Source organism: Streptomyces sp. NPDC004658 (genome assembly GCF_040609555.1).
Classification (GTDB): domain Bacteria; phylum Actinomycetota; class Actinomycetes; order Streptomycetales; family Streptomycetaceae; genus Streptomyces.
Genome location: NZ_JBEXKG010000070.1, coordinates 1 through 25,234 on the forward strand (window position 1 = coordinate 1; position 25,234 = coordinate 25,234).

General features: G+C 71.9%; 20 protein-coding genes and 1 pseudogene. 13 read left to right on the forward strand and 8 right to left on the reverse strand.

Annotated elements, in window-relative coordinates; translation table 11 throughout:
• Both ABZV94_RS23035 and ABZV94_RS23040 read right to left on the reverse strand, forming a co-directional pair.
• Positions 1 to 1,848, reverse strand: a 1,848-nt coding sequence (locus tag ABZV94_RS23035; protein ID WP_356343082.1) for a bifunctional [glutamine synthetase] adenylyltransferase/[glutamine synthetase]-adenylyl-L-tyrosine phosphorylase, incomplete at its 3' end; no start/stop codon positions are given.
• 562 nt (positions 1,849 to 2,410) lie between these two features.
• Positions 2,411 to 3,289 carry a DUF72 domain-containing protein gene (locus tag ABZV94_RS23040; protein WP_356343084.1) on the reverse strand — a complete coding sequence of 293 codons (879 nt, stop codon included), beginning with the start codon at positions 3,287 to 3,289 and terminating at the stop codon, positions 2,411 to 2,413.
• Positions 3,290 to 3,416: 127 nt separating this feature from the next.
• On the opposite strand from ABZV94_RS23040, the gene ABZV94_RS23045 reads away from it, so the two are divergent.
• Genes ABZV94_RS23045 through ABZV94_RS23055 form a run of 3 tightly spaced genes read left to right on the forward strand, consistent with a single transcriptional unit; the run spans position 3,417 to position 6,584 of the window.
• Positions 3,417 to 4,313 (forward strand): alkaline phosphatase family protein, encoded by an 897-nt coding sequence (locus ABZV94_RS23045; RefSeq protein ID WP_356343087.1) that lies wholly within the window; start codon positions 3,417 to 3,419, stop codon positions 4,311 to 4,313.
• Between the two features lies 1 nt (position 4,314).
• A complete protein-coding gene (locus ABZV94_RS23050) occupies positions 4,315 to 5,568 on the forward strand; it encodes an MFS transporter (RefSeq protein ID WP_356343089.1) in 1,254 nt (417 codons plus the stop codon).
• Complete coding sequence (locus ABZV94_RS23055) at positions 5,565 to 6,584, forward strand: TolB-like translocation protein (protein ID WP_356343091.1); 1,020 nt, start codon at positions 5,565 to 5,567, stop codon at positions 6,582 to 6,584. Before ABZV94_RS23050 ends, ABZV94_RS23055 begins: the two co-directional genes overlap by 4 nt.
• Positions 6,585 to 6,638: 54 nt before the next feature.
• Here ABZV94_RS23055 and ABZV94_RS23060 read toward each other — a convergent pair whose 3' ends face one another.
• Positions 6,639 to 6,992, reverse strand: a complete 354-nt coding sequence (locus ABZV94_RS23060) for a hypothetical protein (RefSeq protein ID WP_356343093.1) — start codon at positions 6,990 to 6,992, stop codon at positions 6,639 to 6,641.
• Between the two features lie 186 nt (positions 6,993 to 7,178).
• Here ABZV94_RS23060 and ABZV94_RS23065 point away from each other — a divergent pair, with 186 nt between their 5' ends.
• The 3 genes and pseudogenes from ABZV94_RS23065 to ABZV94_RS23075 all read left to right on the forward strand — a co-directional run bounded on the left by ABZV94_RS23065 (position 7,179) and on the right by ABZV94_RS23075 (position 10,885).
• Positions 7,179 to 7,676 (forward strand): hypothetical protein, encoded by a 498-nt coding sequence (locus ABZV94_RS23065; RefSeq protein ID WP_356343095.1) that lies wholly within the window; start codon positions 7,179 to 7,181, stop codon positions 7,674 to 7,676.
• A pseudogene (locus ABZV94_RS23070) lies at positions 7,672 to 8,231 on the forward strand (alpha/beta hydrolase); the annotation flags it as partial. The gene ABZV94_RS23065 and the pseudogene ABZV94_RS23070, both read left to right, overlap by 5 nt.
• A 302-nt stretch (positions 8,232 to 8,533) precedes the next feature.
• The gene (locus tag ABZV94_RS23075; protein WP_356343097.1) at positions 8,534 to 10,885 is read left to right on the forward strand and encodes an Orn/Lys/Arg decarboxylase N-terminal domain-containing protein; all 2,352 of its coding nucleotides are present in this window, start codon (positions 8,534 to 8,536) and stop codon (positions 10,883 to 10,885) included.
• Between the two features lie 17 nt (positions 10,886 to 10,902).
• On the opposite strand, the gene ABZV94_RS23080 is transcribed toward ABZV94_RS23075, so the two are convergent.
• On the reverse strand, positions 10,903 to 12,252 hold the full coding sequence (locus ABZV94_RS23080; protein ID WP_356343098.1) for an MFS transporter: 1,350 nt from the start codon (positions 12,250 to 12,252) through the stop codon (positions 10,903 to 10,905).
• Between the two features lie 486 nt (positions 12,253 to 12,738).
• On the opposite strand from ABZV94_RS23080, the gene ABZV94_RS23085 reads away from it, so the two are divergent.
• From ABZV94_RS23085 to ABZV94_RS23095, 3 genes are read left to right on the forward strand one after another with little or no spacing between them, the layout of a single operon-like run.
• A complete protein-coding gene (locus ABZV94_RS23085; RefSeq protein ID WP_356343100.1) occupies positions 12,739 to 13,161 on the forward strand; it encodes a hypothetical protein in 423 nt (140 codons plus the stop codon).
• Complete coding sequence (locus ABZV94_RS23090; RefSeq protein ID WP_356343102.1) at positions 13,158 to 15,434, forward strand: hypothetical protein; 2,277 nt, start codon at positions 13,158 to 13,160, stop codon at positions 15,432 to 15,434. Before ABZV94_RS23085 ends, ABZV94_RS23090 begins: the two co-directional genes overlap by 4 nt.
• Entirely contained in the window at positions 15,350 to 17,011 is a 1,662-nt protein-coding gene (locus tag ABZV94_RS23095) for a WD40 repeat domain-containing protein (RefSeq protein WP_356343149.1), read from the forward strand. The genes ABZV94_RS23090 and ABZV94_RS23095 overlap by 85 nt, the downstream gene beginning before the upstream one ends.
• Positions 17,012 to 17,117: 106 nt before the next feature.
• On the opposite strand, the gene glnA is transcribed toward ABZV94_RS23095, so the two are convergent.
• Positions 17,118 to 18,479 carry a type I glutamate--ammonia ligase gene (gene glnA / locus ABZV94_RS23100; protein WP_356343105.1) on the reverse strand — a complete coding sequence of 454 codons (1,362 nt, stop codon included), beginning with the start codon at positions 18,477 to 18,479 and terminating at the stop codon, positions 17,118 to 17,120.
• Between the two features lie 308 nt (positions 18,480 to 18,787).
• Here glnA and ABZV94_RS23105 point away from each other — a divergent pair, with 308 nt between their 5' ends.
• Complete coding sequence (locus tag ABZV94_RS23105) at positions 18,788 to 19,972, forward strand: globin domain-containing protein (protein ID WP_356343107.1); 1,185 nt, start codon at positions 18,788 to 18,790, stop codon at positions 19,970 to 19,972.
• 94 nt (positions 19,973 to 20,066) lie between these two features.
• Here ABZV94_RS23105 and ABZV94_RS23110 read toward each other — a convergent pair whose 3' ends face one another.
• Entirely contained in the window at positions 20,067 to 20,516 is a 450-nt protein-coding gene (locus tag ABZV94_RS23110; RefSeq protein WP_356343109.1) for an Rrf2 family transcriptional regulator, read from the reverse strand.
• 136 nt (positions 20,517 to 20,652) lie between these two features.
• On the opposite strand from ABZV94_RS23110, the gene ABZV94_RS23115 reads away from it, so the two are divergent.
• The 3 genes from ABZV94_RS23115 to ABZV94_RS23125 all read left to right on the forward strand — a co-directional run bounded on the left by ABZV94_RS23115 (position 20,653) and on the right by ABZV94_RS23125 (position 24,119).
• Positions 20,653 to 21,336, forward strand: a complete 684-nt coding sequence (locus tag ABZV94_RS23115; RefSeq protein ID WP_356343111.1) for a DUF3105 domain-containing protein — start codon at positions 20,653 to 20,655, stop codon at positions 21,334 to 21,336.
• Complete coding sequence (locus tag ABZV94_RS23120; RefSeq protein ID WP_356343114.1) at positions 21,333 to 21,965, forward strand: DUF305 domain-containing protein; 633 nt, start codon at positions 21,333 to 21,335, stop codon at positions 21,963 to 21,965. Before ABZV94_RS23115 ends, ABZV94_RS23120 begins: the two co-directional genes overlap by 4 nt.
• Before the next feature lie 210 nt (positions 21,966 to 22,175).
• Positions 22,176 to 24,119, forward strand: a complete 1,944-nt coding sequence (locus ABZV94_RS23125) for a S53 family peptidase (RefSeq protein WP_356343116.1) — start codon at positions 22,176 to 22,178, stop codon at positions 24,117 to 24,119.
• A 72-nt stretch (positions 24,120 to 24,191) separates the two neighbouring features.
• On the opposite strand, the gene ABZV94_RS23130 is transcribed toward ABZV94_RS23125, so the two are convergent.
• Both ABZV94_RS23130 and ABZV94_RS23135 read right to left on the reverse strand, forming a co-directional pair.
• On the reverse strand, positions 24,192 to 24,395 hold the full coding sequence (locus ABZV94_RS23130) for a DUF397 domain-containing protein (protein ID WP_356343118.1): 204 nt from the start codon (positions 24,393 to 24,395) through the stop codon (positions 24,192 to 24,194).
• The gene (locus tag ABZV94_RS23135; RefSeq protein ID WP_356343121.1) at positions 24,367 to 25,230 is read right to left on the reverse strand and encodes a helix-turn-helix transcriptional regulator; all 864 of its coding nucleotides are present in this window, start codon (positions 25,228 to 25,230) and stop codon (positions 24,367 to 24,369) included. Before ABZV94_RS23135 ends, ABZV94_RS23130 begins: the two co-directional genes overlap by 29 nt.
• Positions 25,231 to 25,234: the final 4 nt, after the last annotated feature.

Sequence of the window (25,234 nt, forward strand, 5' to 3'; positions counted from 1 at the left end):
CGCGGGGCCCCCTCCGCTGCCGTCGCCCAGCAGGGCCACCGCCTCGGGGGCGCGCATCAGCAGGTCCGGGGCGAGGCGGCCCGCCGACAGGACGCGGGCCAGGTTCTCGGCCGCCGCGCCCTCGTCGCGCAGCAGGCGCAGGTACCAGGGGGTCTTGCCGAGCGCGTCGGAGACCTTGCGGAAGTTCAGCAGTCCCGCGTCCGGGTCGGCGGAGTCGGCGAACCAGCCGAGGAGCACCGGCAGCAGGGTGCGCTGGATCGCCGCCTTGCGGGACACGCCGGAGGCCAGGGCCTCCAGGTGGCGCAGGGCGGCGGCCGGGTCGGCGTAGCCGAGCGCCACCAGGCGTTCGCGGGCCGCCTCCGGGCGCAGCCGGGCCTCGCCGGGCGCGAGTTGGGCGACCGCGTCGAGCAGCGGGCGGTAGAAGAGCTTCTCGTGCAGCCGCCGTACGACGCCGGTGTGCCGCTTCCACTCGCGGTTCAGCTCGGCCACCGGGTCGGCGCGCAGGCCCAGGGAACGCCCGAGGCGGCGCAGGTCCGGCTCGGCCTCGGGGACGAGGTGGGTGCGGCGCAGGCGGTACAGCTGGATGCGGTGCTCCATGGAGCGCAGGAAGCGGTACGCCTCGTCCAGGCGGGCGGCGTCCTCCCGGCCGACGTAGCCGCCCGCGGCGAGGGCCTCCAGGGCGTCCAGGGTGGTGCCGCTGCGCAGGGCGGGGTCGGTGCGGCCGTGCACCAGCTGGAGGAGCTGCACGGCGAACTCCACGTCGCGCAGGCCGCCGGGGCCCAGCTTGAGTTCGCGGTCGATCTCCGCCGCGGGGATGTTCTCCACCACGCGGCGGCGCATCTTCTGCACGTCCGCCACGAAGTTCTCGCGGTCCGCCGCCTTCCACACGAGGGGGTCGAGGGCGTCGACGTACGCCTGGCCGAGCGCCGCGTCGCCGGCCACCGGGCGGGCCTTGAGCAGGGCCTGGAACTCCCAGGTCTTCGCCCAGCGCTGGTAGTAGGCGAGGTGGCTGCTGAGGGTCCGCACGAGGGGGCCGTTGCGGCCCTCGGGGCGGAGGTTGGCGTCCACCGGCCAGATGGAGCCCTCGACGGTGGTCTCGGAGCAGATCCGCATCAGGTGCGAGGCGAGTTTCGTCGCGGCCTTCAGCGCCTGGGGCTCGGGGGTGCCCTCGGCCGGTTCCGCCACGAAGATCACGTCCACGTCGGAGACGTAGTTCAGCTCGTGGCCGCCGCACTTGCCCATCGCGATCACCGCGAGGCGGCAGGCGGCGGCGTCCTCGGGGGCCGCGCGTTCGGCGAGGGACAGGGCCGCGCGGAGGGTGGCGGTGGCGAGGTCGGCGAGTTCCGCGGCGGCCTCGGCGACGTCCGTGGTGCCGCAGACGTCCCGGGCGGCGATGGAGAGCAGGCAGCGGCGGTAGGCCACGCGGAGCGAGACCGGGTCGGTGGCCTCCGCCAGGCCGCGCTCGAACTCCGCGACGCCCGGGTGGAGGTCGTGCGGCTCGTAGGTGACGAGGGCCTGCCAGTCGCCGGGGTGGCGGGCGAGGTGGTCGGCGAGGGCGGCGGAGGCGCCGAGGATGCCGAGCAGGCGGTCGCGGAGGGGCTTGGCCGCGATGAGGGTGTCCAGCAGTTCCTGGTGGGCGGTGGGGGTGGGCTGGGCCTCCAGGAGGCGTACCAGGCCGTCCAGGGCGAGGTCGGGGTCGGCGGTGGCGCCGAGGGCTTCGAGGAGGACGGGGTCGTTGCGGACGGGGGCCAGTTCGGGGCCGTCGAGGAGGCGTTCCGCGGCGGACGGGTCGGTGAAGCCGTGCCGCAGCAGACGGGTGAAGGTGCTGCTTCTGCGCCCCGGCGTCATGTCCGTGGTCTCCCCTCGGATCTTCTGTCGTCCTGGCCAGAGCCTAACCGGAGGGGGCGGGGTGCCGTCCGGCGGTCGGGCGGGGTGCCGGTCGGTGGTTTGCGCGGGTGTGCCGGTCGGTGGTTTGCACGGGTGTGCCGGTCGGTGGTTTGCACGGGTGTGCCGGTCGGTGGTTTGCACGGGTGTGCCGGTCGGTGGTTTGCACGGGGTGCCGGTCGGTGGTTTGCACGGGGTGCCGGTCGGTGGTTTGCACGGGGTGCCGGTCGGTGGTTGCGCGGGTGTGCCGTCCGGTGGTCGCGCCGGGGGCCGGGCGGCGGACGCGCGGGGGGGGTCGGCGGACGCGCCGGGTGGCGGGCGGTGGTCGGCGCTGCCTGCGGCGGCCCCTGCGGGTGGTTCGTGGCTCGGGTCGCGCCTGGCGTGGGGTGGGGGTCGGGGCCGCGCCGGGTGGTGTCCGTCCTCGGTCCGGCGGACTGTCGCTCGTGGGGTGCCGGGGTTTTCGCCGGCCGCTGCGGGCGGACACCACCCGACACGTCCCCTTGCCGCCGTGCGCGGGTGCGGGCCGTCACGCCGTGCGCGGGTTCGGGACCGGTCGGCGTTGTTGGTGTGGGAGTTCCGTCGCCAGCAGGTCGTGCAGGGTCTGGGCCGCCCGCGGGGCCGCGTCTCCGCAGCAGTTGTTGAAGAGGATGTGCAGTTCCCCGGCGTGGGCGGCGGCCTGCCGGATTCGGGGCAGCCAGGCGGAGAGTTCCTGCTCGGTGTAGGTGTGGCGGAAGCGGTCCTCCTTCGTGCCCTTTCCCCAGTGCGGGCTGCGGCCGTGGAAGCGGATCAGGTGCAGGTGGGGGGTGGTGACGGGGGCGGGGGGCGGGGCGTCGGGGGTGTCCGTGGCCACCGCTGTCGCGTTCAGGTCCCTGAGGAACGCCGCCGTACGGTCCGCGCGGTCGGGGTGCCACCAGGCGGGATCGCGGAACTCCACGGCGAACGGCCAGTCCCGGGCGCGTTCGCGGGCCGTGCGGATGAAGGCCTCGGCCTCCGGGCCGGGGGTGAGGGAGGGCGGGTACTGGAAGAGGAGGGTGCCCAGGCGGCCCGCGTCGCGCAGGGGCGTCACCGCTTCGGCGTAGCGGGCCCAGATCTCCGTGCGCAGGGCCTCGTCGCGGGGGTGGTCGCGCAGGTCCGGCGGGAGGCCGGCGGGGCGGGTGCGGTGGCCGGTGAGGAGGGAGAACGCCTTGACGTCGAAACGGAAGCCGGGGGGCGTGCGTTCGGCCCAGAGGGTGGTGGTGCGCGCGGTCGGCAGCGCGTAGTACGGGGAGTCCGCCTCGACGAGGGGGAAGCGGGTGGCGTAGTGGCGTAACCGTTTCTCGGCGTCCCGGTTGCCGGGTGGGTACCAGCCGCTCCTGAGCAGCGCCGGGTCGGTCCAGCCGCAGGTGCCGATGAGGATGTCCGCCATGCGGGCGCGAGTACCCGGCGTTCATCGGGTTTTCACCCGTCAGGTTGGCCGGCGTGGGCCAGGGGCTTGTTGGCGTGACCATGCTCTGTCCGCACCGCCAGCCGCCCATCCTTACCCGGAGGTTGATGTGTCCGGCAGTTCTGCCCGTTCGGCGTATCGCCGTGCCCGCGCCGTCGTGGCGTCCGCCGCGGCCCTCGCCGCAGCCGCGGTCGGGCTGTGGACCGGGCTCGGCGAGGGGTCCGCGCATGCCGCGGGCGCCGTGCCCAGCCCGGACCACGTGGTCGTCGTGGTCTTCGAGAACCATGCCTACAGCCAGGTCATCGGCTCCTCCAGCGCGCCGTACATCAACTCGCTGAAGGCGGGGGGTGCCAACCTGACCCAGTCCTACGCCGAGACCCACCCCAGCCAGCCCAACTACTTCGCCCTGTTCTCCGGTTCGACGCAGGGGATCACCGACGACAGCTGCTACACGCCGGGGTTCTCCTCGGCGCGCAACCTCGCGTCCGAGCTGATCGCCGCCGGCCGCACCTGGGCCAGCTACAACGAGACGCTGCCCAGCCAGGGCTCCACGACGTGCAGCAGCGGCACCTACGCCCGCAAGCACAACCCCTGGTTCGGGTTCAGCAACGTGCCGACCTCGACCGCGAAGACGTTCGCCCAGTTCCCGACGGACTACTCGACGCTCCCTCAGATGTCGTTCGTCGTCCCGAACCTGTGCAGCGACATGCACGACTGCTCGGTGTCCACCGGTGACACCTGGCTGAAGAACAACCTGGGCGCGTACGCGACCTGGGCCAAGACCCACAACAGTCTGCTCGTCGTCACCTTCGACGAGGACAACCGGCTCAGCGGGAACAAGATCCCGACCGTGTTCTACGGGCAGCCCGTCGCCGCCGGGTCCAGCTCCTCGACCACGTACAACCACTACGACCTGCTGCGCACCCTGGAGGACACCCAGGGCCTGACCACGCACGCGGGCAACGCGGCCTCCGCCCAGGACATCACCGGGATCTGGGCGTCCTGACGTGTACGTAGCGGACAGCCGTGCGAGTACGTCCGCTCAGGGTGCCGTCCGGCCTTCGGCCGGGCGGCGCCGTGCGGCCCTCGCGCCGACCGTGCTCGCGCTGGGGACGGTGAGCCTGGTCACCGACGTCTCGTCGGAGATGGTGACGGCGGTGCTGCCGTTGTACCTGGTGACCGGACTGGGTCTGTCACCGCTGGGGTTCGGGCTGCTCGACGGCATCTACAACGGGTTCTCGGCGCTGGTGCGCCTGGTGGGCGGGCACTTCGCCGACCGGGGCGGCGGACGGCACAAGTGGGTCGCCGGGCTGGGGTACGGCATCTCGGCCGTGTGCAAGCCGCTGCTGCTGGTGGCGCACGCGCTGACCCCCATCGGCCTCGTGCTCGCCGCCGACCGGACCGGCAAGGGGCTGCGCACGGCACCCCGGGACGCGCTGATCTCACTGGCCAGCACGCCCGAGACGCGCGGGCGGGCCTTCGGGGTGCACCGGGCGATGGACACGGCCGGGGCCCTGCTCGGGCCGCTGGTGGCGTTCCTGATCCTGCGGGCCACCGTCGACGGGTACGACGCGGTGTTCACCGTCAGCTTCTGCGTCGCCGTGCTGGGCGTCCTCGTGCTCGTGCTCTTCGTGCCGGGCGCGCGGGGTGACGCGGTCCCGGCCGAACGGCCCACGGTCCGGGCGGCCCTCGCCCTGCTGCGCGGCCGTGATCTGCGCCGGATCACCCTGTGCGCGCTGCTGCTGGGCCTCGCCACCGTCAGCGACTCCTTCGTCTATCTGCTGCTCCAGCGCCGCCTCGGCGTCCCCGACCGCTGGTTCGCGCTGCTGCCCCTGGGCACGGCCGCCGCCTTCCTGCTGCTCGCGGTGCCGCTCGGCCGGCTCGCGGACCGGGTGGGCCGCTGGACGGTCTTCCTGGCCGGCCACGGCGCCCTGCTCGTCGTGTACGCGCTGCTGCTCACCTCCTGGCACGGCACCGGCCTGCCGTACGTCGTGCTCGCCCTGCACGGCGGCTTCTACGCCGCCACCGACGGGGTGCTGATGGCCGCCGCCTCCGACAGCGTGCCGGAAGGGCTGCGCTCCTCCGGGCTGGCCGTCGTACAGACCGGGCAGGCGCTGACCCGGTTCGCCTGCTCGCTGCTGTTCGGCGCGGCCTGGACGGTGTGGGGCGACCGGGCGGCGCTGGCGGGCGCGGCGGTCGCGCTCGCCGCGTGCGCCGCGTTCTCCCTCACCCTGCGCCCGAAGGGAACGGTGCCCGCATGACCGTACGCACCCGCATCCTGGTCCTGGTCTCGGCCGTCTGCGTGCTGGCCGCGGTCGGGCTGGCGTCGGTGCTGCACGCCTCCGCGCGAGCGGACCGCCGTGACCGCGCGCAGGCGGGCGGCCCCCGCGTCACACCGGGGACGGTGACACTGCGCGAGCCGGGGCGGCTGGTGTTTAGGAACATGGCGTGGGGGCCGCACCGCGACGAGCTGACCAGCGTCCCGGCGTCGGCCCCGGACGCGCCGCGCACCGCGTCCGGTCTCAAGTGCCTGCGCTTCTACGCCGCTTCGGGCACCGGGGTGTGCCTCCAGGCCGTCCACGGGCCCGTCTCGGACACCTACCGCGCGCTGATCCTGGACGCCCGCCTGCGGACCGTGGACCGCTACGACGTGCCGGGCATCCCCTCCCGCGCGCGGGTCTCCCCCACCGGGCACTTCGCCGCCTGGACCGCGTTCGTGGGCGGCGACTCGTACGCCGGGACCGACTTCTCCACGCGCGCGGCCGTCGTGGACACCCGCAGCGGGACGCTGATCCCGTCCCTGGAGGCCTTCCGGATCGTCAAGGACGGACGTCCGTACCGGGCGGCGGACGTCAACTTCTGGGGGGTGACGTTCGCGGCCGACGACCGCACGTTCTACGCGACGTTGGCCACCGAGGGGCGCACGTACCTGGTCCGCGGCGACCTGCGCCGCCGTACGGTCACCACGGTGCACGCCAACGTGGAGTGCCCGTCCCTGTCGCCCGACGGCACCCGGGTCGCGTACAAGAAGCGGGTCGCGGGCCTGCCGAAGGACGCGCCCTGGCGGCTGTACGTGCTGGACCTGCGGACGATGCGCGAGACCCCGCTGGCCGAGACGCGCAGCGTGGACGACCAGGCGGTGTGGAAGGACACCCGCACCCTCGTGTACGCGCTGCCCGGCGACTACGGCGCCGACCTGTACGAGGTCCCGGCGGACGGCTCGGGAACCTCCCACCGGATCAGCTCGGCGGCGGTGTCACCGGCGTACCTCGGCTAGGCGGTTTCCTTCAGATCGTCGATCACCGGCAGGTGATCGACGCGATCGCGTCGGTCATCGGCGGCACCTGAGCGGGATGGGCACCGCCGTCCTGGACGACTGGACGCGGCCTGGAAGCGGGCTGCCCTTCGGGGCGGGGTCGACTATCGGGGTGAGCCGCTGCCAGGTGCCGGCGCCGACCTGGGCGAGGATGACGGTGGAGAACTGCTCCCGGACGCCGGGCATGAGGCGACCTCCGACGGTGGCGGGCCCGTCGTAGATGACGTGGATGCGGGCCGCGCGCCCCTCGTGCAGAACAGCGTCGAGGGCGGCGACGGCCGGGGACCGCTCCGGGTCGTCCTCCTGCCGGAACGTTTCCCAGTAGCGGGCGAGTCGTGCTGCCGCCGCCGGTTCCGCTGCAGCAGACATCGCTTCGAGGATTGCGGAAGTTCTCCGGCAAGCGGCAGCCGGGCGACGAAAGGGTTCACCGCGTCGGCCCCGAACGTCGCCGTGGCGGATGGCCCGATTGCGGCGCGCACGATCGGCTGTTGTTCGGACAGTCGGCCTGACGCCCGTAGATTTGCTCCGTTGACCAAGCGAGGGGGAGGTGATCCCGTGGCAAGAACGATGGCGGAGAAGGTCGAACTCAGGCTCAAGGACGAGAAGTTGCCTGGTGAACGGGTGCTCTACGGGGTGCTGGCCTTCCGGATCGGCGGGGTCCGCACGACGATGATCGGTGGCGCGGCCGGTCTCGCCGGGGCGGCCGGTGCGGCCGCGATGGCCGCGATCACCTCGCGCGGACGGGCGGCGGCGCCGGATGTGCCGCTCCAACTGCCCGGTCGGATCATCATCGCGCTGACCGACCAGCGGCTGCTCGTTTTTTCGGTCGGCGGGGTCATAGTGGGCAAACCCGGCAAGCTACTGCATTCCTTCGCGCTCGATCAAGTCGCCTGGGTCGGTGAGCCGGAACTGATCCCCGGCGTTGCGCAGGCACTTCGCGTGCAGATCGGCATAGCCGAGGTGGGCGTTTTGGCCTTCGAGCACCCGAGGCTGCAAGTGACCGAGGGGCGCAACATGATCAAGCGCCTGCTCCGGGAGCTGCCGCAGGCTTGAACCGCCCGGTCAGGGCGACCGACCGCGCACGGCGCACGACGAGGCGGAGGTCGCCGAGCTGTTCCGGGCGCGGGCGGCGGGTGAGGCGGAAGGTCCGATCGTCGTGCGCTGCAACGACTGTCTGGGCAAGCTCGCCGTGCCCGAGTACCGGGCGACGCTGGACGCCCTCCAGGACCTTCGGAGATCGGCGTCGACGAGCCGGTCGGTTTCTGGGGCATCAACATGGGGACCGCGATCGGCATACCGTTCGTGGCGATCGAGCCCAGGATCACCGCCGCGGTGTTCGGCCGGCACTGGCCCGACGTCCTGACCGAGAAGGCGAAGCAGATCACCGTTCCGATCGAGTTCGACCTGCAGTGGGACGACGAGCACATCCAGCGCGAGGCGGGTCTTGCGTTGTTCGACGCGTTCGCCTCCAAGGAGAAGTCGTTGCACGTGAACTCGGGCAAGCACAAAAACTTGCCCCGGTTCGAGGCCGATGGCGCGGTCCGCTTCTTCGCCCGGCACTTGGGCCGGGCGATCACCTCGTCGGCCCCGTCGGCCTCGTCGGTTTGATGTGTGCGGGTGTGGCGTCTGGCTTGCCGGCCGGGCGCCACACCCGCGCCCCCGGAATTCAGGCTGCGCACATAGGTGAGGGGCCGCGTAGTTGCGTCCCGCCGTGTGGCTTGCAGGCGTCTTACCAACCAACGATCCGATGATCTGAAGGAAACGCCTAGGCCCGGCGGAGGTCAACGCGGCAACCCCGCTTTACGTCATCACGGTGGTTTGCGGTCGCGGGCTGCCGGGGCTCCGGCGGGCCGCCCGGAGACTTTCCGGCGTGGTGGCCGGGTGGCCGCCGGGGAAGGCGAGGGCAGGGGATGGCCGACAGCAGGATCCTGGTCGCGGTGCCGCAGCATCCGCGGGCCGAGGGCGCCGGAGCCGAGCAGTTGCGGAAGATCCGGGACGCCGTGGAGGCGGACGGCTTCGAGGTGCGCTGGGCGGTCAGCGCGGAGGACGCCGAGGCGGTGCTGCGCACCGAGGCGGGCCTCGCCGCGGCCGTGGTCGCCTGGGACCTGCCCGGGGACGCGGTGCGGCGGCACGGCGACGGTCCCGGCGCCGCGCTCGCCCCGGCGGACGGCGCCCCGGGCGGGGCCGCCGTACTGCGCCGGATCGGGCGGCGGTTCCGGGACCTGCCGGTGTTCCTGGTCATGGCCGACGAGGGCGTGCGGGAGCTGCCGCTGTGGGTGTCGGAGACCGTCGTCGGGTACGTGTGGCCGCTGGAGGACACCCCGGGGTTCATCGCGGGCCGGATCACCAGCGCCGCCCGCGCCTACCGGGAGGACGTGCTGCCGCCGTTCTTCCGGGCGCTGCGGCGCTTCGACGACGCCCACGAGTACTCCTGGCACACCCCGGCCCACTCCGGTGGCGTCGCCTTCCTCAAGTCACCGGCGGGGCGCGCCTTCCACGACTACTTCGGCGAGCGGCTGCTCCGCTCCGACCTGTCGATCTCGGTGGAGGAGCTGGGCTCGCTGTTCGAGCACACCGGCCCGATCGGGGAGGCGGAGCGCAACGCGGCCCGCGTCTTCGGCTCCGACCTCACGTACTTCGTCCTGCACGGCGACTCCACCTGCAACCGCCTGGTGGGCCACTTCAGCGTCACCCGTGACGAACTGGCCCTGGTGGACCGCAACTGCCACAAGTCGGTGCTGCACGGCCTGGTGGTCTCCGGCGCCCGGCCGGTCTACCTGGTGCCCACGCGCAACGGGTACGACCTCGCCGGACCGCTGCCCCCGGCCGAACTGGCGGCGGAGTCGATCGCGGCCCGCATCGCCGGGCACCCGCTGGCCGAGGGAGCCGCATCGCGCGAACCGCAGTACGCGGTGTTCACCAACTCCACCTACGACGGCCTGAGTTACGCGGCCGTGCCGACCGCGCGGGCGCTCGCGGCCAGCACGCCCCGGGTGCACTTCGACGAGGCGTGGTTCGCGTACGCCCGCTTCCATCCGCTGTACCGGGGCCGGTACGGCATGTCGGTGGACGCGGACGCCTTCCCGGGCCCGGACCGGCCGACGATCTTCGCGACGCAGTCCACGCACAAGCTGCTGGCCGCGCTGTCCCAGTCGGCGATGGTGCACGTACGGCCCGCGCCCCGGGCGCCGGTGGAGCACGACCGGTTCAACGAGGCCCTGATGATGCACGGCACCACCTCGCCGCTCTATCCGATGATCGCCTCGCTGGACGTGGCGACGGCCATGATGGACGGCCCGCAGGGCGAGTGGCTGGTGGACGAGGCGGTGACGGAGGCGATCCGCTTCCGGCAGGAGATGGTGCGGCTGCGCCGGCGGGTGGAGAGCGCCGGGGACCGGCCGCCGTGGTTCTTGGGCGTCTGGCAGCCGGAGGAGGTCACCGACCCGGCGACCGGCGAACGCCTGCCCTTCGACGAGGCCCCGCCGGAGCTGCTGCGCACGGAGCAGTCCTGCTGGCTGCTGGAGCCGGGCGCCGCCTGGCACGGCTTCCCCGGGCTGACCGAGGGCCACTGCATGCTGGACCCGGTCAAGGTCACGCTGACCTGCCCCGGCATCACCGCGACCGGGGAGATGGCCGAGGAGGGCATCCCGGCGCGCGTCCTGACCGCCTACCTCGCCACCCGGAACATCGTGGTCGAGAAGACCGACAGCTACACGACGCTGATCCTGTTCTCGATGGGCATCACGAAGGGCAAGTGGGGCACGCTGCTGGACGCCCTGATGGACTTCAAGGCCCTGTACGACGCCGACGCCCCGCTCGCCCGGGTCCTTCCCGAGGCGGTCGCCGCGCACCCTCGACGCTACTCGGGCCTGACCCTGCGCGAGCTGTGCCGGCAGATGCACGAGCAGCTCCGCTCGGCGCGCCTGGTGGAGCTGCTGGACACCGCGTTCCAGGAGCTGCCGGAGCCGGTCCACCCGCCCCAGCACTGCTACCAGCGCCTGGTGCGGGGCGGTACCGAGCGGGTGCGGATCGCCGACGCGGCGCACCGGGTGGCGGCGGCGATGGTCACGGTCACCCCGCCCGGCATCCCGGTCCTCATGCCGGGCGAGTCCACCGGCGCCCCCGACGGCCCCCTCCTGCGCTACCTCACGGCCCTGGAGACCTTCGACCGCCACTTCCCGGGTTTCCGCAGCGAGACGCACGGGGTGACGATCGACGAGGAGAGCGGGGATTACGAGATCGAGTGTCTGCGCGCGCACTGAGCCGGCCGTCGCACGCGTCACGGGGCGGCGGCCCGCGCCGCCCTGGCCGGCACGCACCACCACGCCAGCCCCGCCGCGATCAGGTAGGCGAGGGCGCCGACGGCCATGGCGAGGCGCACCCCGGAGCCGTAGTCGGTACTGGTCGCCAGCAGACTGCCGCCGAGTGCGACGCCGGTGGCGCTGCCGATCTGACGGGTGGTGTTGAACAGGGCGGAGGCGGCTCCCGCGTACGCCCGCGGTGCGGCGCCCATGACCGTGGCGGTCGAGCCGGTCAGGGCGAAGGAGGTACCGAACCCGGCGGCCGTCATGGGCGCCACCAGCAGCGGGTAGGCCGGATCCGCCCCGGCGGCGGCCCACCCGGCCAGCCCGAGGGCGCTCAGGAGCATGCCGGTCACCACCAGCGGCCGGTCCCCGGTACGGCGGGTCAGCCGCCCGGACAGGACGGAGGCGAACATGGTCACCGCCACGGCCGGGAACAGCGCCAGCCCGGTCCGCAGCGCGCTGAAGCCGCGCTCGTGCTGGAAGTACAGGCTGGCGGTGAACACCATGCCGTAGAAGCCGAAGTTGAACAGGAGCCCTACGACGGCCGCTCCCCCCATCGCCGGTGAGCGCAGCAGCCGCAGGGGGAGGGCCGGAGCCCGGGCGAGCCGCTCGCGCAGCGCGAACCCGGCCACGGCCAGGGCGGCCAGGCCCAGTCCGGCGAGGACGGCGGGGTCGGACCAGCCGCGCCGTCCGGCCTCGTTCAAGGCGGCTGTCAGCAGGGTGACGGCCGCCACCACGGCGACTTGGGCGGGCCAGTCCACGGCCCGGTCCGGGTGCCGTGGCGAGGGGGCGACGAACCGTGCCGTCAGGATCAGGCAGGCCGCGCCGACGGGCACGTTGACGAGGAACACCCACCGCCAGCCCACGGTGGACACCAGCAGCCCGCCCAGCAGGGGCCCGGCGGAGGCGGCGATCCCCGCCATCGACCCCCACAGCCCGAAGGCCCGCGAACGCGCGGCCGGCTCGGGGTAGGCCTCCTGGAGCAGGGCGAGCGAGCCGGGAACGATCAGTGCCGCGCCGAGCCCTTCCACCAGCCGGGCGGCGACGAGGGCCGGGGCGCTGGGCGCGCCCGCGCACAGGACCGATGCCCCCGTGAACAGCGCCACGCCCGAGCAGAAGACCCGCCGGTTGCCCAGCCGGTCGCCGAGCGCACCGCCCGTCATCAGGAACCCGGCGAGCACGAGGGTGTAGCCGTCCGTGATCCACTGGACGGCGGTGAGCGAGGCCGCCAGCTCCCGGCCCACCACAGGCACGGCGACATTGATGATCGTGACGTCCAGGATGACCATGAAGTACCCGGCGCACACGGCGAGCAGCGGTGCCACAGGCGCATGCTAGGGCCGGGCGAACGCCGGATCGACGACCTCGGGTGCGTGTTCACGGTTCCGGGTGCGTGTTCGGTACGCGACTCGGCGGCGTCACGGCGAACGGCGGTGGGACGCCGTGACCTTCGGACCGGTACTCCTCCCCGAGTTGGGACGAGGCGCCGGCCCACCGCGGCGAACGCGAGCAAGTCATCGGGGAACTGACGGCGGAACACCGTTTCCTGGAGGCCGGGTCACCCGGGGCCTGCGGTGAGGGGGTCACCGGCGAAACCCGCCTCGCCTCTGACGGGTCACCGGCCTGCGCCGCCTGTACGTCACCCCGGCCCGAGGTCCGGCCCGGCCGCCCCCACGCGACCGCGCCGCCGCCGCGACCGGCCTGAACCTGTCTTTCACCGTTCAACCAAAGCGCCCTGGCCGCCACCGTGTTGGCGCGACACCCTACCCCAAAATGGGTACATTAGTCCTATTAGAGGTATTGCGGGGTTGGTGGCGATGGACCCGATCGTGATGTCGGCGGCCACGGCCTTGGTGGGAGCGATGACCACCGACGCCTGGGAACAGGTACGGACAGCCTTCGCCGGCTGGTGGCGTCGCATCCGCCCGCAGCAGGCCGACCGTGTGGCCGCGGAACTGGAGGAGTCCAGGGACCGCGCGGTGACGGCCCGCCGGGAACAGGACACTGACGCGGAGTCGGAGCTGGTCACGGTCTGGGCGGACCGGGTGGCCGAGCTGCTGGGGGAGAACCGCGCGCTGGCGGAGGACCTGCGCCGCCTGATCGAGCGGGACATCACCCCGCACGTGCACCACGACACCGGCATCCGCACCGGTACCCAGGAGCTCCACGCCGAGGCCTCCGGACAAGGCCGGGTCTACCAGGCCGGGCGTGATCAGCACATCCAGGGGCCATGACTCCCATCGGCGGGCCCCCGGCACGCGGCTCCGGCGGACCCTCCGTCCGAAGCGAGGAGATGCCGCGCGGTGAGCGGGTCGGCCTGCAGGCGCGCGCCTCGGACCGGGCCAGGATCTACCAGGCTCGCCGGGACCTGTACGTCTCCGAGCGGGATCTGCACGTGCACTACGAGACCGGGGTGCGCCGCACACACCGGGTGCCCGACGCCGCACTCTCCGACGAGTGCCCGTATCCCGGTCTGTCCGCGTTCACCACCGAACAGGCGCGGTGGTTCTTCGGCCGGGACTCCGTGGTGGCCAAGCTGCTGGTCCGGCTGGACGGCTGCCTCGCGGCGGGCGGCGCGCTGGTCGTCGTGGCGCCCTCCGGGGCGGGGAAGTCCTCGCTGCTCAGGGCGGGACTGCTGGCCGAGCTGAGGCGGGGCGTGCTGCCGGGTTCGGCACGCTGGCCGCTCGTGTGGCTCACGCCGACGTCCCATCCGATGGAGGCCCTCGGCGCCCATCTGTGGGAGGTCATGGAAAGCGGCCGGGACGGCTCTCCCGTCCTGCGGCCCGACGAGCTGCGCCGGGCACTGGCGAAGGGCCCCGGGGAACGCCGGGTCGTCGTGGTCGTCGACCAGCTGGAGGAACTGTTCACGCTGTGCCCCGACAAGCAGCAGCGCCGGGACTTCCTCGACGCGGTCCTCGGCATCGCGGAGGTCGGTCCGAGCGGCGAACCCCCACCCGGCCTGGTCGTCTTCGGGCTGCGATCGGACTTCTACACCCAGTGCGCGGCCCACCCCGCTCTCCTCGACGCGGTGGAACGCAACCAGGTGATGATGGGACCGCTGACCCGGACCGGCGTACGGGAGGCGATCCTCTACCCCGCCCGCGCGGTCGGGCTGGACGTCGAACCTGGACTGGTGGAGGTCCTGCTGCGCGACCTGGGCACGACCGAGGAGGGATCCGACGACGACCCCGCCTACGAGATCGGACGGCTCCCGCTGCTCGCCCACGCCCTGCGGGCGACCTGGCTGCGCCGCGCGGGCCGTGTCCTCACCGTGGACGGTTACGAGGCGACCGGCGGTATCGCGCACAGCGTGGCCACCGAGGCGGACCGCTGGTTCGACCGGTTGGATCCGCCGGCGCGGGAGACCGCGCGGTCCCTGTTCCTGCGGCTGGTCAAGTTCGGCGAGCGGGGCGCCGCGGACACGCGGTGTCCGGTGCGGTACGACGACCTCGTGAGCCAGTGCGCGCGTCCCGAGGAGGCCGCGCAGGTCGTCGAGAAGTTCACCCGGGGACGCCTGCTGACCCGGGAGCAGGACACGGTGACCATCACCCACGAGGTGCTCCTCCGCACCTGGCCACGCCTGCGCCAGTGGATCCGGGACCACCGCGCCCGGTACCTGGCCCGGCAGCGGTTGGAGGACGCGGCGGCCGCCTGGGAGGAGGCGGGGCGCGATCCGGGGCTGCTGTACCGGGGGGTGCGGCTGGAGGAGGCGCGGGCGCTGGCCGGGGGTGGCGGTGCGCATGACGACGAGGGCGCGGGCCGGCTCGGGCCGGTCGCGTCGGAGTTCCTGAGCACTTCGGTACGGCACCGGCAGCGCGTCCGCGGGATATGGCAGGGCCTTGTCGCTGTCCTGAGTGCGCTGGCCGTGGCCCTCGCGGTGGTGGGCGTTTTCGCGCGGGTGCAGAGCGACAGGGCACAGCAGGAACGGAATACCGCGATCGCCGGGGAGGTCAGGGCCGAGGCCGATCAGCTGCGTATGACGGACGCCTCTCTGGCCGCCCAGCTGGACGTGGTGGCGCAACGGATGCAGCCGAACGAGTCCACCGTGGTCAGTCTGCTCGGTGACGAGGACACACCGCTGTCCACCGTGCTGACCGGTCACCGGGGCGAGGTGAACACCGTGGACTTCAGTCCCGACGGTCGTGTGCTGGCAAGCGGGGACAGCAAGGGCGAGATCAGGCTGTGGAACACCGCCGGCCCGGGCCGCCCGAGCAGGCTCGGCGATCCGCTGCGGGGTTTCCACAAGCCGGTGTGGGGCGTGCACTTCAGCGCTGTCGGACACTTCCTCGCCGCCGCCGACGAGGACGGCACCTTCCGCCGTTGGGACGTCCGCGACCCCGGCACCCCACCGCCCTGGGTGGCCCGGTCAATGCGGGTGGCGGCGGGCAGTACGCCCTCGCGATCAGCCCCGACGGGCGCCTCCTGGCGACAGCAGGCGATGACGGCCGGGTCCGGCTGTGGGACGTCTCCGACCCCCGTGCCCCGAAGCTCCTCGGGCCACCGCTGACCAGGGCCGGAGCCAACGGCTCGGTGAACGACGTCGCCTTCAGCCCGGACGGCACGCTGCTGGCGGCCGGCGGGAGCCATGCGGCCGTACGGCTGTGGCACGTGACGGACCCGCGGCATCCACGGGCCGCCGGCAGGCCGACCATCCCGGACGCGCCGGCCGACGCCTACGTCCAGACGGTCACCTTCAACCACGACAACCGGACCCTGGCCGCGGCCGTGGACTCAGGAGCGGCCCAATTGTGGGACATCACGGATCCGGCCAAGCCGACCGCGATCAACTCCCCGACCGGCGAGAACGGCGTCAACGCGGTGGCGTTCTCCCACAGCGGCAAGCTCATGGCCCTCGGCGGGGACAGCAACACCGTCGGGCTCTACAACCTGCCCTCCCCCAGGGACTACCGGGGGCTCGCCTCGCTGGTGGGCCACACCGGACATGTATGGGGGCTGGCCTTCAACCCCAGGGGCACCCAACTGGCCAGCGCCGGCAACGACCACCAGGTCAGGATCTGGACGATCCCCCGCACGATCCTCACCGGGCACTCGGACCTGGTACAGGCCATGGCCCTGAGCCGCGACGGGCATCTCCTGGCCTCGGGCTCGGCGGACCGGACCGTACGTCTCTGGGACGTCGGCAGCACGGCCGATCCCCGGCTGCGCAGCGCGTCGATACGGCTGGACGCGCCGTCCTCTCCCTACGCGATCGCCTTCCAACCCGGGGAAAGGATTCTGGCCGTTGCCGCCGGACCGAGGGTGCAGCTCTGGGACGTCACCGATGCGGCCAGGCCAAGGCTCCTGAGGAGCCCGCCCGGGCATGCCGACCACAACTTCCTGAGTGTCGCCTTCACCCCCCGCGGGGACACGATGGCCAGCGGTGACTCCCACGGAGCGGTGCTCCTGTGGAACGTCTCCGACCCGTCTCGTCCACGGCTTCTCGGCCGACCGCTGTCCTCGGGATCAGGCGGTCAGATCAACGGTGTGGCCATCAGCCCTGACGGACACACGCTCGTCGCCGTGTCGGACGACGGCAGACTGCGACTCTGGGACGTCGCCGACCCCGCGCGCCCCAGGTCCCTGGGCAGGCTGCGAACTGTCAGCGAGGACCCCGTCAACTCGGTGGTCTTCAGTCCGGACGGCCACATGCTCGTGACCTCCGGTGATGACGCGGTACTGCGTCTGTGGGACATCCGCGACCGCACCCGTCCCCGGCATCTGGGTCAGGACCTGACGGGTCACAGGGGCACCGTCATCGCCCTGGCCTTCAGTCCGGACGGCCGCGCCGTGGTCAGTGGCGGCTCCGACCACACGCTGCGGCTGTGGGACGTCCGCGACCCGGGCGACGCACGGCCCTTCGGAAACCCGGTCGTCATCCCCGACTACATAGACACGATGACGTTCTCCCGCGACGGTCGCACCCTGTTCATCGGCGACGGCTCATACGCCGTTCGCATCCTGCCCATGACCCCCCGATCCGCCGTCGCGTACATCTGCCGCTCCACCGGCAACATGCTGACCCCCCAGCTGTGGCACAAGTACGTCCCCCACCTCCCCTACGACCCCCCGTGCGCCCGATCCTGACCCGTCCAGAGACGGCCCAGGGTCAGTAAAAAACGCGAGGGGGCCGGCGGTCCGCGACCGTCGGCCCCCTCCGCCGAATCCGCGGGAAACCCGCCCTGACCTGCGCCTACAGCACCGGCAGGTTCTTCCGCAGCTCGAACGCGGTGACCTCGGACCGGTACTCCTCCCACTCCTGCCGCTTGTTGCGGAGGAAGAAGTCGAAGACGTGTTCACCGAGGGTTTCGGCGACCAGGTCGCTGCCCTCCATGAGGGTCAGGGCCTCGCCGAGGTTCTGCGGGAGGGGCTCGATGCCCATGGCGCGGCGCTCGGCGTTGGACAGGGCCCAGACGTCGTCCTCGGCGCCCGGCGGGAGCTCGTAGCCCTCCTCGATGCCCTTCAGGCCGGCGGCGAGGAGGACGGCGTAGGCCAGGTACGGGTTGGCGCCGGAGTCGAGGGAGCGGACCTCGACGCGGGCCGAGCCGGTCTTGCCGGGCTTGTACATCGGGACGCGGACCAGGGCGCTGCGGTTGTTGTGGCCCCAGCAGATGTAGGAGGGGGCCTCGCCGCCGGCGCCGGCGGTGCGCTCGGAGCCGCCCCAGATGCGCTTGTAGGAGTTCACCCACTGGTTGGTGACCGCGGAGATCTCCGCCGCGTGCCGCAGCAGACCGGCGATGAAGGAGCGGCCGACCTTGGAGAGCTGGTACTCGGCGCCGGACTCGTAGAAGGCGTTGCGGTCGCCCTCGAAGAGGGACAGGTGGGTGTGCATGCCGGAGCCGGGGTGCTCGGAGAAAGGCTTCGGCATGAACGTCGCCTGCACCCCCTGCTCCAGCGCCACCTGCTTCATGACCAGGCGGAACGTCATGATGTTGTCCGCCGTGGACAGGGCGTCGGCGTAGCGCAGGTCGATCTCCTGCTGGCCCGGCGCGCCCTCGTGGTGGGAGAACTCCACCGAGATGCCCATCGACTCCAGCATGGTGATCGCCTGGCGGCGGAAGTCCATGCCGACGTTGGTGGGCGTGTGGTCGAAGTAGCCCGAGTTGTCGGCCGGGGTGGGGCGCGAGCCGTCCAGCGGGCGGTCCTTCAGCAGGAAGAACTCGATCTCGGGGTGGGTGTAGAAGGTGAAGCCCAGGTCGGAGGTGCGGGCCAGCGCGCGCTTCAGCACGTAACGGGGGTCCGCGAAGGACGGGGAGCCGTCCGGCATGAGGATGTCGCAGAACATGCGGGCCGTGCCGGGGGTCTCCGCGCGCCAGGGCAGGACCTGGAAGGTGGACGGGTCCGGCTTGGCGATCATGTCGGACTCGTAGACCCGGGCGAAGCCCTCGATGGCGGAGCCGTCGAAGCCGATGCCCTCGTCGAAGGCCTGTTCCAGTTCGGCGGGGGCCACGGCGACGGACTTGAGGAAGCCCAGCACGTCCGTGAACCACAGGCGTACGAACCGGATGTCGCGCTCCTCCAAGGTCCGGAGCACGAACTCCTGCTGCTTGTCCATCTTCCGCTTCCCCATCCTTGCTGGTCAGGCCGCCTGTCCCCCGTCCCACGGGAGGCGGTCGGGCACCCGAGCATCCCACCACAACACCATTTCACGCGCGTTGCGGACCTCGATCGCCCGGGCGTCTTCGCGCCGAACGCCTCCCGTACGGCAGGTGTACTGCGCTCTCGCCCCATCTTGCCTGCTCGGACCGACATCCGTAATGGCCGGTCCGCTTCCTCCGTGACCGACACCACGCCCGTTAAATTTGCATCTCAGATGCAAGTTTTCATAGCGTGCCGATCAGCCGAGTTCTCCGAGGAGTCCCGATGCTGACCGAGCAGTCCGCAGCCACCGTCCGCGCCACCCTGCCCGCCGTCGGCGCGGCGATCGGCGAGATCACCGAGCGCTTCTACGCCCGCCTCTTCGACGCCCACCCCGACCTGCTGCGCAACCTGTTCAACCGCGGCAACCAGGCCTCCGGCGCCCAGAAGCAGGCCCTCGCCGGTTCGATCGCCGCCTTCGCCACGCACCTGCTGGACCACCCGGACCGGCGGCCGGACGCGATGCTCGGCCGCATCGCGCACAAGCACGCCTCCCTGGGCGTGGCGCCCGAGCAGTACGACGTCGTCCACGAGCACCTCTTCGCCGCCATCGCCGAGGTCCTCGGCGAGGCCGTCACCCCGGAGGTGGCCGCCGCCTGGGACGAGGTGTACTGGCTGATGGCGAACGCCCTCATCGCGATCGAGAAGCGGCTGTACGAGGAGAGCGGCGGCCCCGGCCCGCGCGCCTGGGAGGTCGTCGAGCGCGTCGAGGAGACCCCCGACGTCGTCACCTTCCGGCTGCGCCCGGCCGACGGCGGCCCGGTGGCCGGCTTCCGCGCCGGACAGTACGTCTCCGTCGGCGTCACCCTGCCCGACGGCGCCCGGCAGATACGGCAGTACAGCCTGACCGGGGCGCCGGGCGAGGCGGTGCGGCAGATCAGCGTCAAGCGCGTACGGGGTGGAGCGACGCCCGACGGCGAGGTGTCGAACCACCTCCACGCGCGCGTGCGGCCCGGCGACGTCCTGGAGCTGTCCGAGCCGTACGGCGACCTCGTGCCGGACGGCGGCCCGGACACGCCCCTGCTGCTCGCCTCGGCGGGCATCGGCGTGACCCCCATGATCGCGATGCTGGCCGACCTCGCGGCCGGCGGCCACCGCGCCCCGGTCACCGTCGTGCACGGCGACCGCTCCCCCGCCGACCACGCCCTGCGCGCCGACCACACGGCGTACACGGAGAAGCTGCCCGACGCCCGCGCGCACTTCTTCTACGAGCGCGACGCCGCGCCGGGCACCCGGAGCGGCCTGGTCGACCTCGCGGACATCGCCGTACACCCCGGCACGCGCGCGTACCTGTGCGGCCCCCTCCCCTTCATGCGCGCGGTCCGCACCCAGCTGATCGAGAAGGGCGTCGCCCCGGCCGACATCCACTACGAGGTGTTCGGCCCGGACCTCTGGCTGGCACGGGGCTGAGGGGAAGCGCCCCGAAGGGGCGCGGGGAACTGCGCGACCAGCCACGACGGCGCGGCACCCGCCTGACGACCTTCCGTGGCCGGTCGCGCCGCGTTCACTCCAGCCCCGGCCGCCGGGAGATCCCCAGCAGCAACGGCCCCGTCGGATCGGCGACGAGCTCCCCGATCGTGACGGAGTCCAGCGCGGCGAAGAACGCCTCCTGGGCCCCCCGCAGGGCGCCGCGCAGGCGGCAGCCGGAGCGCAGCGGGCAGGCCGGTGTCCCCTGCGTCCCCTCGCAGTCCACCACGTCGCCCTCGCCCTCGAAGGTCCGCACGACCGCGCCCACCGACGCGGTACGGCCCCGCTCCGTGAGCGCCAGCCCGCCGCCCCGGCCGCGCCGGGCGTCGACCAGGCCCAGGTGCTGGAGTTCGGCGACGACCTTCGCGGCGTGCGTGTAGGGCACGTCCATGTCGGCGGCGACCTGGCGGGTCGTGGGCGTGGCGTCGGCGACCGCGAGTCGCATCAGGACGCGCAGGGCCAGGTCGGTGGAGCGCAGCAGCCGCATACCGCGAGCGTAGATAATGCGCATCCCCGCTTCAAATTTCCGGTTCCCGTGCCCTCCCCACGTCAAGGGCGGCCCGTCCGCATTACGATCAGCGGGCCCCACCGTCCACGTCCCCTTCCCCAGAAGGACACGCCTCATGGGTTCCGGCAAGAACAGCAGCACCGCGGCGCGCAAGGCGCGCATCGAGGAGATGCGGCGCGCGGAGCGCACCCGGGAGCGCCGCAACCGGGTGCTCACCATCGCCGCCAGCGCGGTGGTCGTCGTCGGTCTCGTCGTCGGCGGTGTGGTCCTGGTGAAGACGCAGGGCGACTCCGGCAAGGACCAGGCGGCGCCCAGCGGCGACGCCAAGGGCTCCGGGGACTCGGGGAAGTTCACCACCGGCGAGGACGGGGTGAGGACCTGGTCGGGCAAGCTGTCCCGGACGCACGTGACGACCAAGGTGTCGTACCCGATGCACCCTCCGGTCGGCGGCAACCACAACCCGGTCTGGCTGAACTGCAACGGCGACGTCTACACCAAGGCGGTGCCGGACGAGAACGCCGTGCACTCGCTGGAGCACGGCGCGGTCTGGGTGACGTACACCGACAAGGCGACCAAGGCCGACGTCGACGCGCTCGCGGCGAAGGTGAAGAAGACGCCCTACTCGCTGATGAGCCCGTACCAGAACCAGGACGCCCCGCTGATCCTGTCGGCCTGGGGCCACCAGGTGGCGGTGAAGAGCGCGAAGGATCCGGAAGTGGACAAGTTCTTCGCCACGTACGTGCAGGGCCCGCAGACGCCCGAGCCGGGCGCCTCGTGCACCGGCGGGGTCATGAAGTGAGGCGGCAGCACGTCGGCTGGGTCGCCGGGACCGCGGCGGCGGTGCTCGTCGCGGCCGGCGCGATCACCTACGCGGTCGCCGAGGAGACCGGCGGACCGGGCCCGAAGACGCCGGGCGCGGACTCGGCGGACGCCGGGTTCGCCCGGGACATGGCCGTCCACCACCAGCAGGCCGTCGAGATGTCGTACATCGTGCGCGACCGCACGAAGGACGAGGAGGTGCGGCGGCTCGCCTACGACATCGCGCAGACGCAGGCCAACCAGCGCGGCATGCTGCTGGGCTGGCTGGACCTGTGGAACCTGCCCAAGGTGTCGGCCGACCCGCCGATGACCTGGATGGGCATGGGTGACATGGCCTCCGGCAAGGACGGCGCGCTGATGCCGGGGATGGCCACCAACACCGAGCTGAAGAAGCTCCAGTCGCTCAGCGGCAGACAGGCCGAGATCTTCTACCTCCAGCTGATGACGGACCATCACAAGGGCGGCATCCACATGGCCGAGGGCTGTGTCGCCAAGTGCACCGTCGGCGTGGAGAAGCGGCTCGCGCAGGGCATGGTCGACGCGCAGCAGTCGGAGATCGACCTGATGGCCGGAATGCTCAAGGAACGGGGCGCGCAAGCCGCTTCGTAACACCGCCGTAAGGATCAAAGGGTCAAATCACCCTCCGTGGCGCTTACTTGAGCTTCTCTTGACTTTCCCGTTCCCCTTGCATGAACGGTTCATCGCAAGAGTGGCCCCCATCGTGTGATCCACTCGTCGGCCGACACCGCCGCGGGCCGGCGCGCGCCTCCACGACGTGCCAACCACTACATGCATGCGAACCGCATCGCAGGGGGTTCTATGAGATCCAACCGCGCCACCGTGCGCGCCGGTGTGAGCATGGCAGCGACACTGCCCATGATCGCCGGTGCGCTGGCGCTGGGCATACCCGCGGCACACGCCGCGGACAGCCCTGCTCGTGACGTACTGAAGGGCACCAAGCCGCTCTGGGCCACGGCCAAGGCGGACAAGGGCGCGACCTCGGACAAGGCCCAGGTCAAGGCCCGTGTCTACCTGGCCGGCCGGGACGCGGCCGGACTCGCCGCCTATGCCAAGGCGGTGTCCGACCCAGGCTCGCCCCTGTACGGCAAGTACCTCAGCGCCAAGAAGGCGCAGGCCCGCTTCGGGGCCACCAAGGCCCAGGTGGCCGCCGTCACGTCCTGGCTGAAGTCGGCCGGCCTGACGGTCACCGCGGTCACCCCGCACTACGTCGCCGTCTCCGGTGACGTGGCCGCCGCCGAGAAGGCGTTCGGCACCCAGCTGCACAACTACGCCAAGGGCTCCAAGACCTACCGCGCCCCGGCGCGCACGGCCTCCGCCCCGGCCGCCCTCAAGGGCGCGGTCCTCACCGTCACCGGCCTGGACAACGCCCCGCACAAGGCGAACCACGACGACCAGCTGCCGCCTCCGGACGCGGTCTTCAAGAACGCGGGCCCCTTCTCGTCGTACTACGGCTCGAACGTCGCGACGACGCTCCCGGACGCCTACGGCCAGAAGATCCCGTACGCGATCAAGGGTTACACCGGCAAGCAGCTGCGCGCGGCGTACGGCGCCGGCACGTACACCGGCAAGAACGTCCGCATCGCGATCACCGACGCGTACGCCTCCCCGACGATCGCCTACGACGCCGGCAAGTACGCCGTGAAGAACGGTGACGCGGCCTGGAAGACCGGCCAGCTGCACCAGGTGCTGCCGAAGAACTACACCAAGACCGACGAGTGCGGGGCCGCCGGCTGGTACGGCGAGGAGACCCTGGACGTCGAGGCGGTCCACGCGGTCGCCCCGAACGCCGACGTCACCTACGTGGGCGCGGCCTCCTGCTACGACGACGACCTGCTGGACTCCCTCAGCAAGATCGTCGACAGTCACCTGGCCGACATCGTCTCCAACTCCTGGGGCGACATCGAGGCCAACCAGACGCCGGACCTCGCCGCCGCGTACGACCAGGTCTTCCAGCTGGGCGCGGTCCAGGGCATCGGCTTCTACTTCTCGTCCGGTGACAACGGCGACGAGGTCGCCAACACAGGCGTGAAGCAGGTCGACACCCCGGCCAACTCCGCCTGGGTCACCGCGGTCGGCGGCACCTCGCTGGCCGTCGGCAAGGGCGACAAGTACCAGTGGGAGACCGGCTGGGGCACCGAGAAGGCGTCGCTGGCCCCCGACGGCAAGAGCTGGGTCGGCTTCCCCGGCGCGTTCACCTCGGGCGCGGGCGGCGGCACCAGCAAGACGGTGCCTCAGCCGTACTACCAGAAGGGCGTCGTGCCGAAGGAGCTGGCCACGGCCAACAACGCCTCCGGCAACCGCGTCGTCCCGGACATCGCGGCCATCGCCGACCCGAACACCGGCTTCCTGGTCGGCCAGACCCAGACCTTCCCCGACGGCACCGAGCAGTACAGCGAGTACCGCATCGGCGGCACCTCGCTGGCCGCGCCGGTCATCGCGGCGGTCCAGGCCCTGGCCCAGGAGGCCCGCGGCGGCAAGCCCCTCGGCTTCGCCAACCCGGTGATCTACGCCAAGTACGGCAAGAAGGGCGTCTTCCACGACGTCACGGACAACCCGACGGGGTCGGGCCTGGCCGTGGCCCGCGTCGACTACGCCAACGGCTTCGACGCCGCCGACGGCCTGCTGACCTCGGTCCGCAGCCTCGGCAAGGACAGCTCGCTGACCGCGGTCAAGGGCTACGACGACGTGACGGGTGTCGGCTCGCCGGCGGGCGGGTACGTGCAGTCGTTCCGGCAGCGGTAAGTCGCCGGGTTCGTTGTCCCACTGACGGGGCGTGGGGTGCCTGTGCACCTCACGCCCCGTTCGTGTCGCCTGCTAGCGGGACTTGAGCGCGGTGATGAAGGGGGTCCAGGCGGTGGGGGGGAGGAGGAGGGTGGGGCCGTGGGGGGTTTTTGAGTCGCGGACCGGGATGACGCCGGGGATGTTGGTGGCGACTTCCAGACAGTTACCGCCGTCTTCGTTGCTGTAGCTGCTCTTGAACCAGAGAGCTCTACTCAAGTCGATCCGATTGCTTGCCATTTCGGTGATCCTCTGCCGCTGACTTGATCATGGCGAGGGACGTGTCTGGTGACAGCGCGACGGCCCTGAGCCGATCGTATGCCTTGCGGTACCGCTCCACGAGGGCCGGATCATCGACGGTGACTCCGCTGTAGGACGCCTCGGTGTACACCAGCGGGGGCGCATCTGGGAACGTCATGGTCATGATGGAAGCGGCCATCAGGGGATACGCCCGTTGCTTCCACGGAACGATCTGCGGAGTGATCCGGCGCCGGTCCGCCAAGTCCCCGATGTGATCGAGCTGCGCCGCCATGTCCGAGGCTTCGAGGAGCGGTTGGGTGAGCAGCGACTCATGCATGATGACCCAGTACTCCGGGGTGTGGTGATCCGCTTCGAACAGGGCGGCGCGCGCTGTTCGGCTGCTGACCTTTTCTTCCACCTCGGCGTCGGAGGACAACGGAAGACCGGCCAGGATGACGGCCCGCGCGTAGGCCGGAATCTGGAGTAGTCCCGGCAAGAGCGTCGGGCACCACTCTTCGATGGTCAGCGCATACTTCTCCGCCTCCAAGACCTTCTCGAAATACGCGGGGTGCCCAGCCCTCCTCGCCCTCCGCACATCCTCGCAACGGCGCTCGAAGAAGCCGTCGGTGTCGAGAACTCGATCCGCATGCCGGGCCAGATCGATGGGCATCCTCCGCTCCCCGTGCTCGATATCGCTGAGGTAGGTCTTGCCGTAGAAGCTGCCCTCAAGGAACGCCTCCAACGACAGGCCGGCCGCCTCCCGCTTCCACCGCAGCTCCTTGCCGTAGAAGGTCGGGACGCTCATCGAGCCGTCAATGTCCTTGCCCCGAGCCACCGCT

Bases quoted from the DNA above. Each gene is read 5' to 3' on its own strand.
- ABZV94_RS23055 (WP_356343091.1), top strand. From the start codon at position 5,565: ATGACCGTACGCACCCGCATCCTGGTCCTGGTCTCGGCCGTCTGCGTG.
- ABZV94_RS23075 (WP_356343097.1), top strand. From the start codon at position 8,534: ATGGCCGACAGCAGGATCCTGGTCGCGGTGCCGCAGCATCCGCGGGCC.
- ABZV94_RS23130 (WP_356343118.1), bottom strand. From the start codon at position 24,395: ATGGCAAGCAATCGGATCGACTTGAGTAGAGCTCTCTGGTTCAAGAGC.
- ABZV94_RS23125 (WP_356343116.1), top strand. From the start codon at position 22,176: ATGAGATCCAACCGCGCCACCGTGCGCGCCGGTGTGAGCATGGCAGCG.
- ABZV94_RS23060 (WP_356343093.1), bottom strand. From the start codon at position 6,992: ATGTCTGCTGCAGCGGAACCGGCGGCGGCAGCACGACTCGCCCGCTAC.
- ABZV94_RS23110 (WP_356343109.1), bottom strand. From the start codon at position 20,516: ATGCGGCTGCTGCGCTCCACCGACCTGGCCCTGCGCGTCCTGATGCGA.
- ABZV94_RS23040 (WP_356343084.1), bottom strand. From the start codon at position 3,289: ATGGCGGACATCCTCATCGGCACCTGCGGCTGGACCGACCCGGCGCTG.
- ABZV94_RS23090 (WP_356343102.1), top strand. From the start codon at position 13,158: ATGACTCCCATCGGCGGGCCCCCGGCACGCGGCTCCGGCGGACCCTCC.
- ABZV94_RS23115 (WP_356343111.1), top strand. From the start codon at position 20,653: ATGGGTTCCGGCAAGAACAGCAGCACCGCGGCGCGCAAGGCGCGCATC.
- glnA (WP_356343105.1), bottom strand. From the start codon at position 18,479: ATGGACAAGCAGCAGGAGTTCGTGCTCCGGACCTTGGAGGAGCGCGAC.
- ABZV94_RS23105 (WP_356343107.1), top strand. From the start codon at position 18,788: ATGCTGACCGAGCAGTCCGCAGCCACCGTCCGCGCCACCCTGCCCGCC.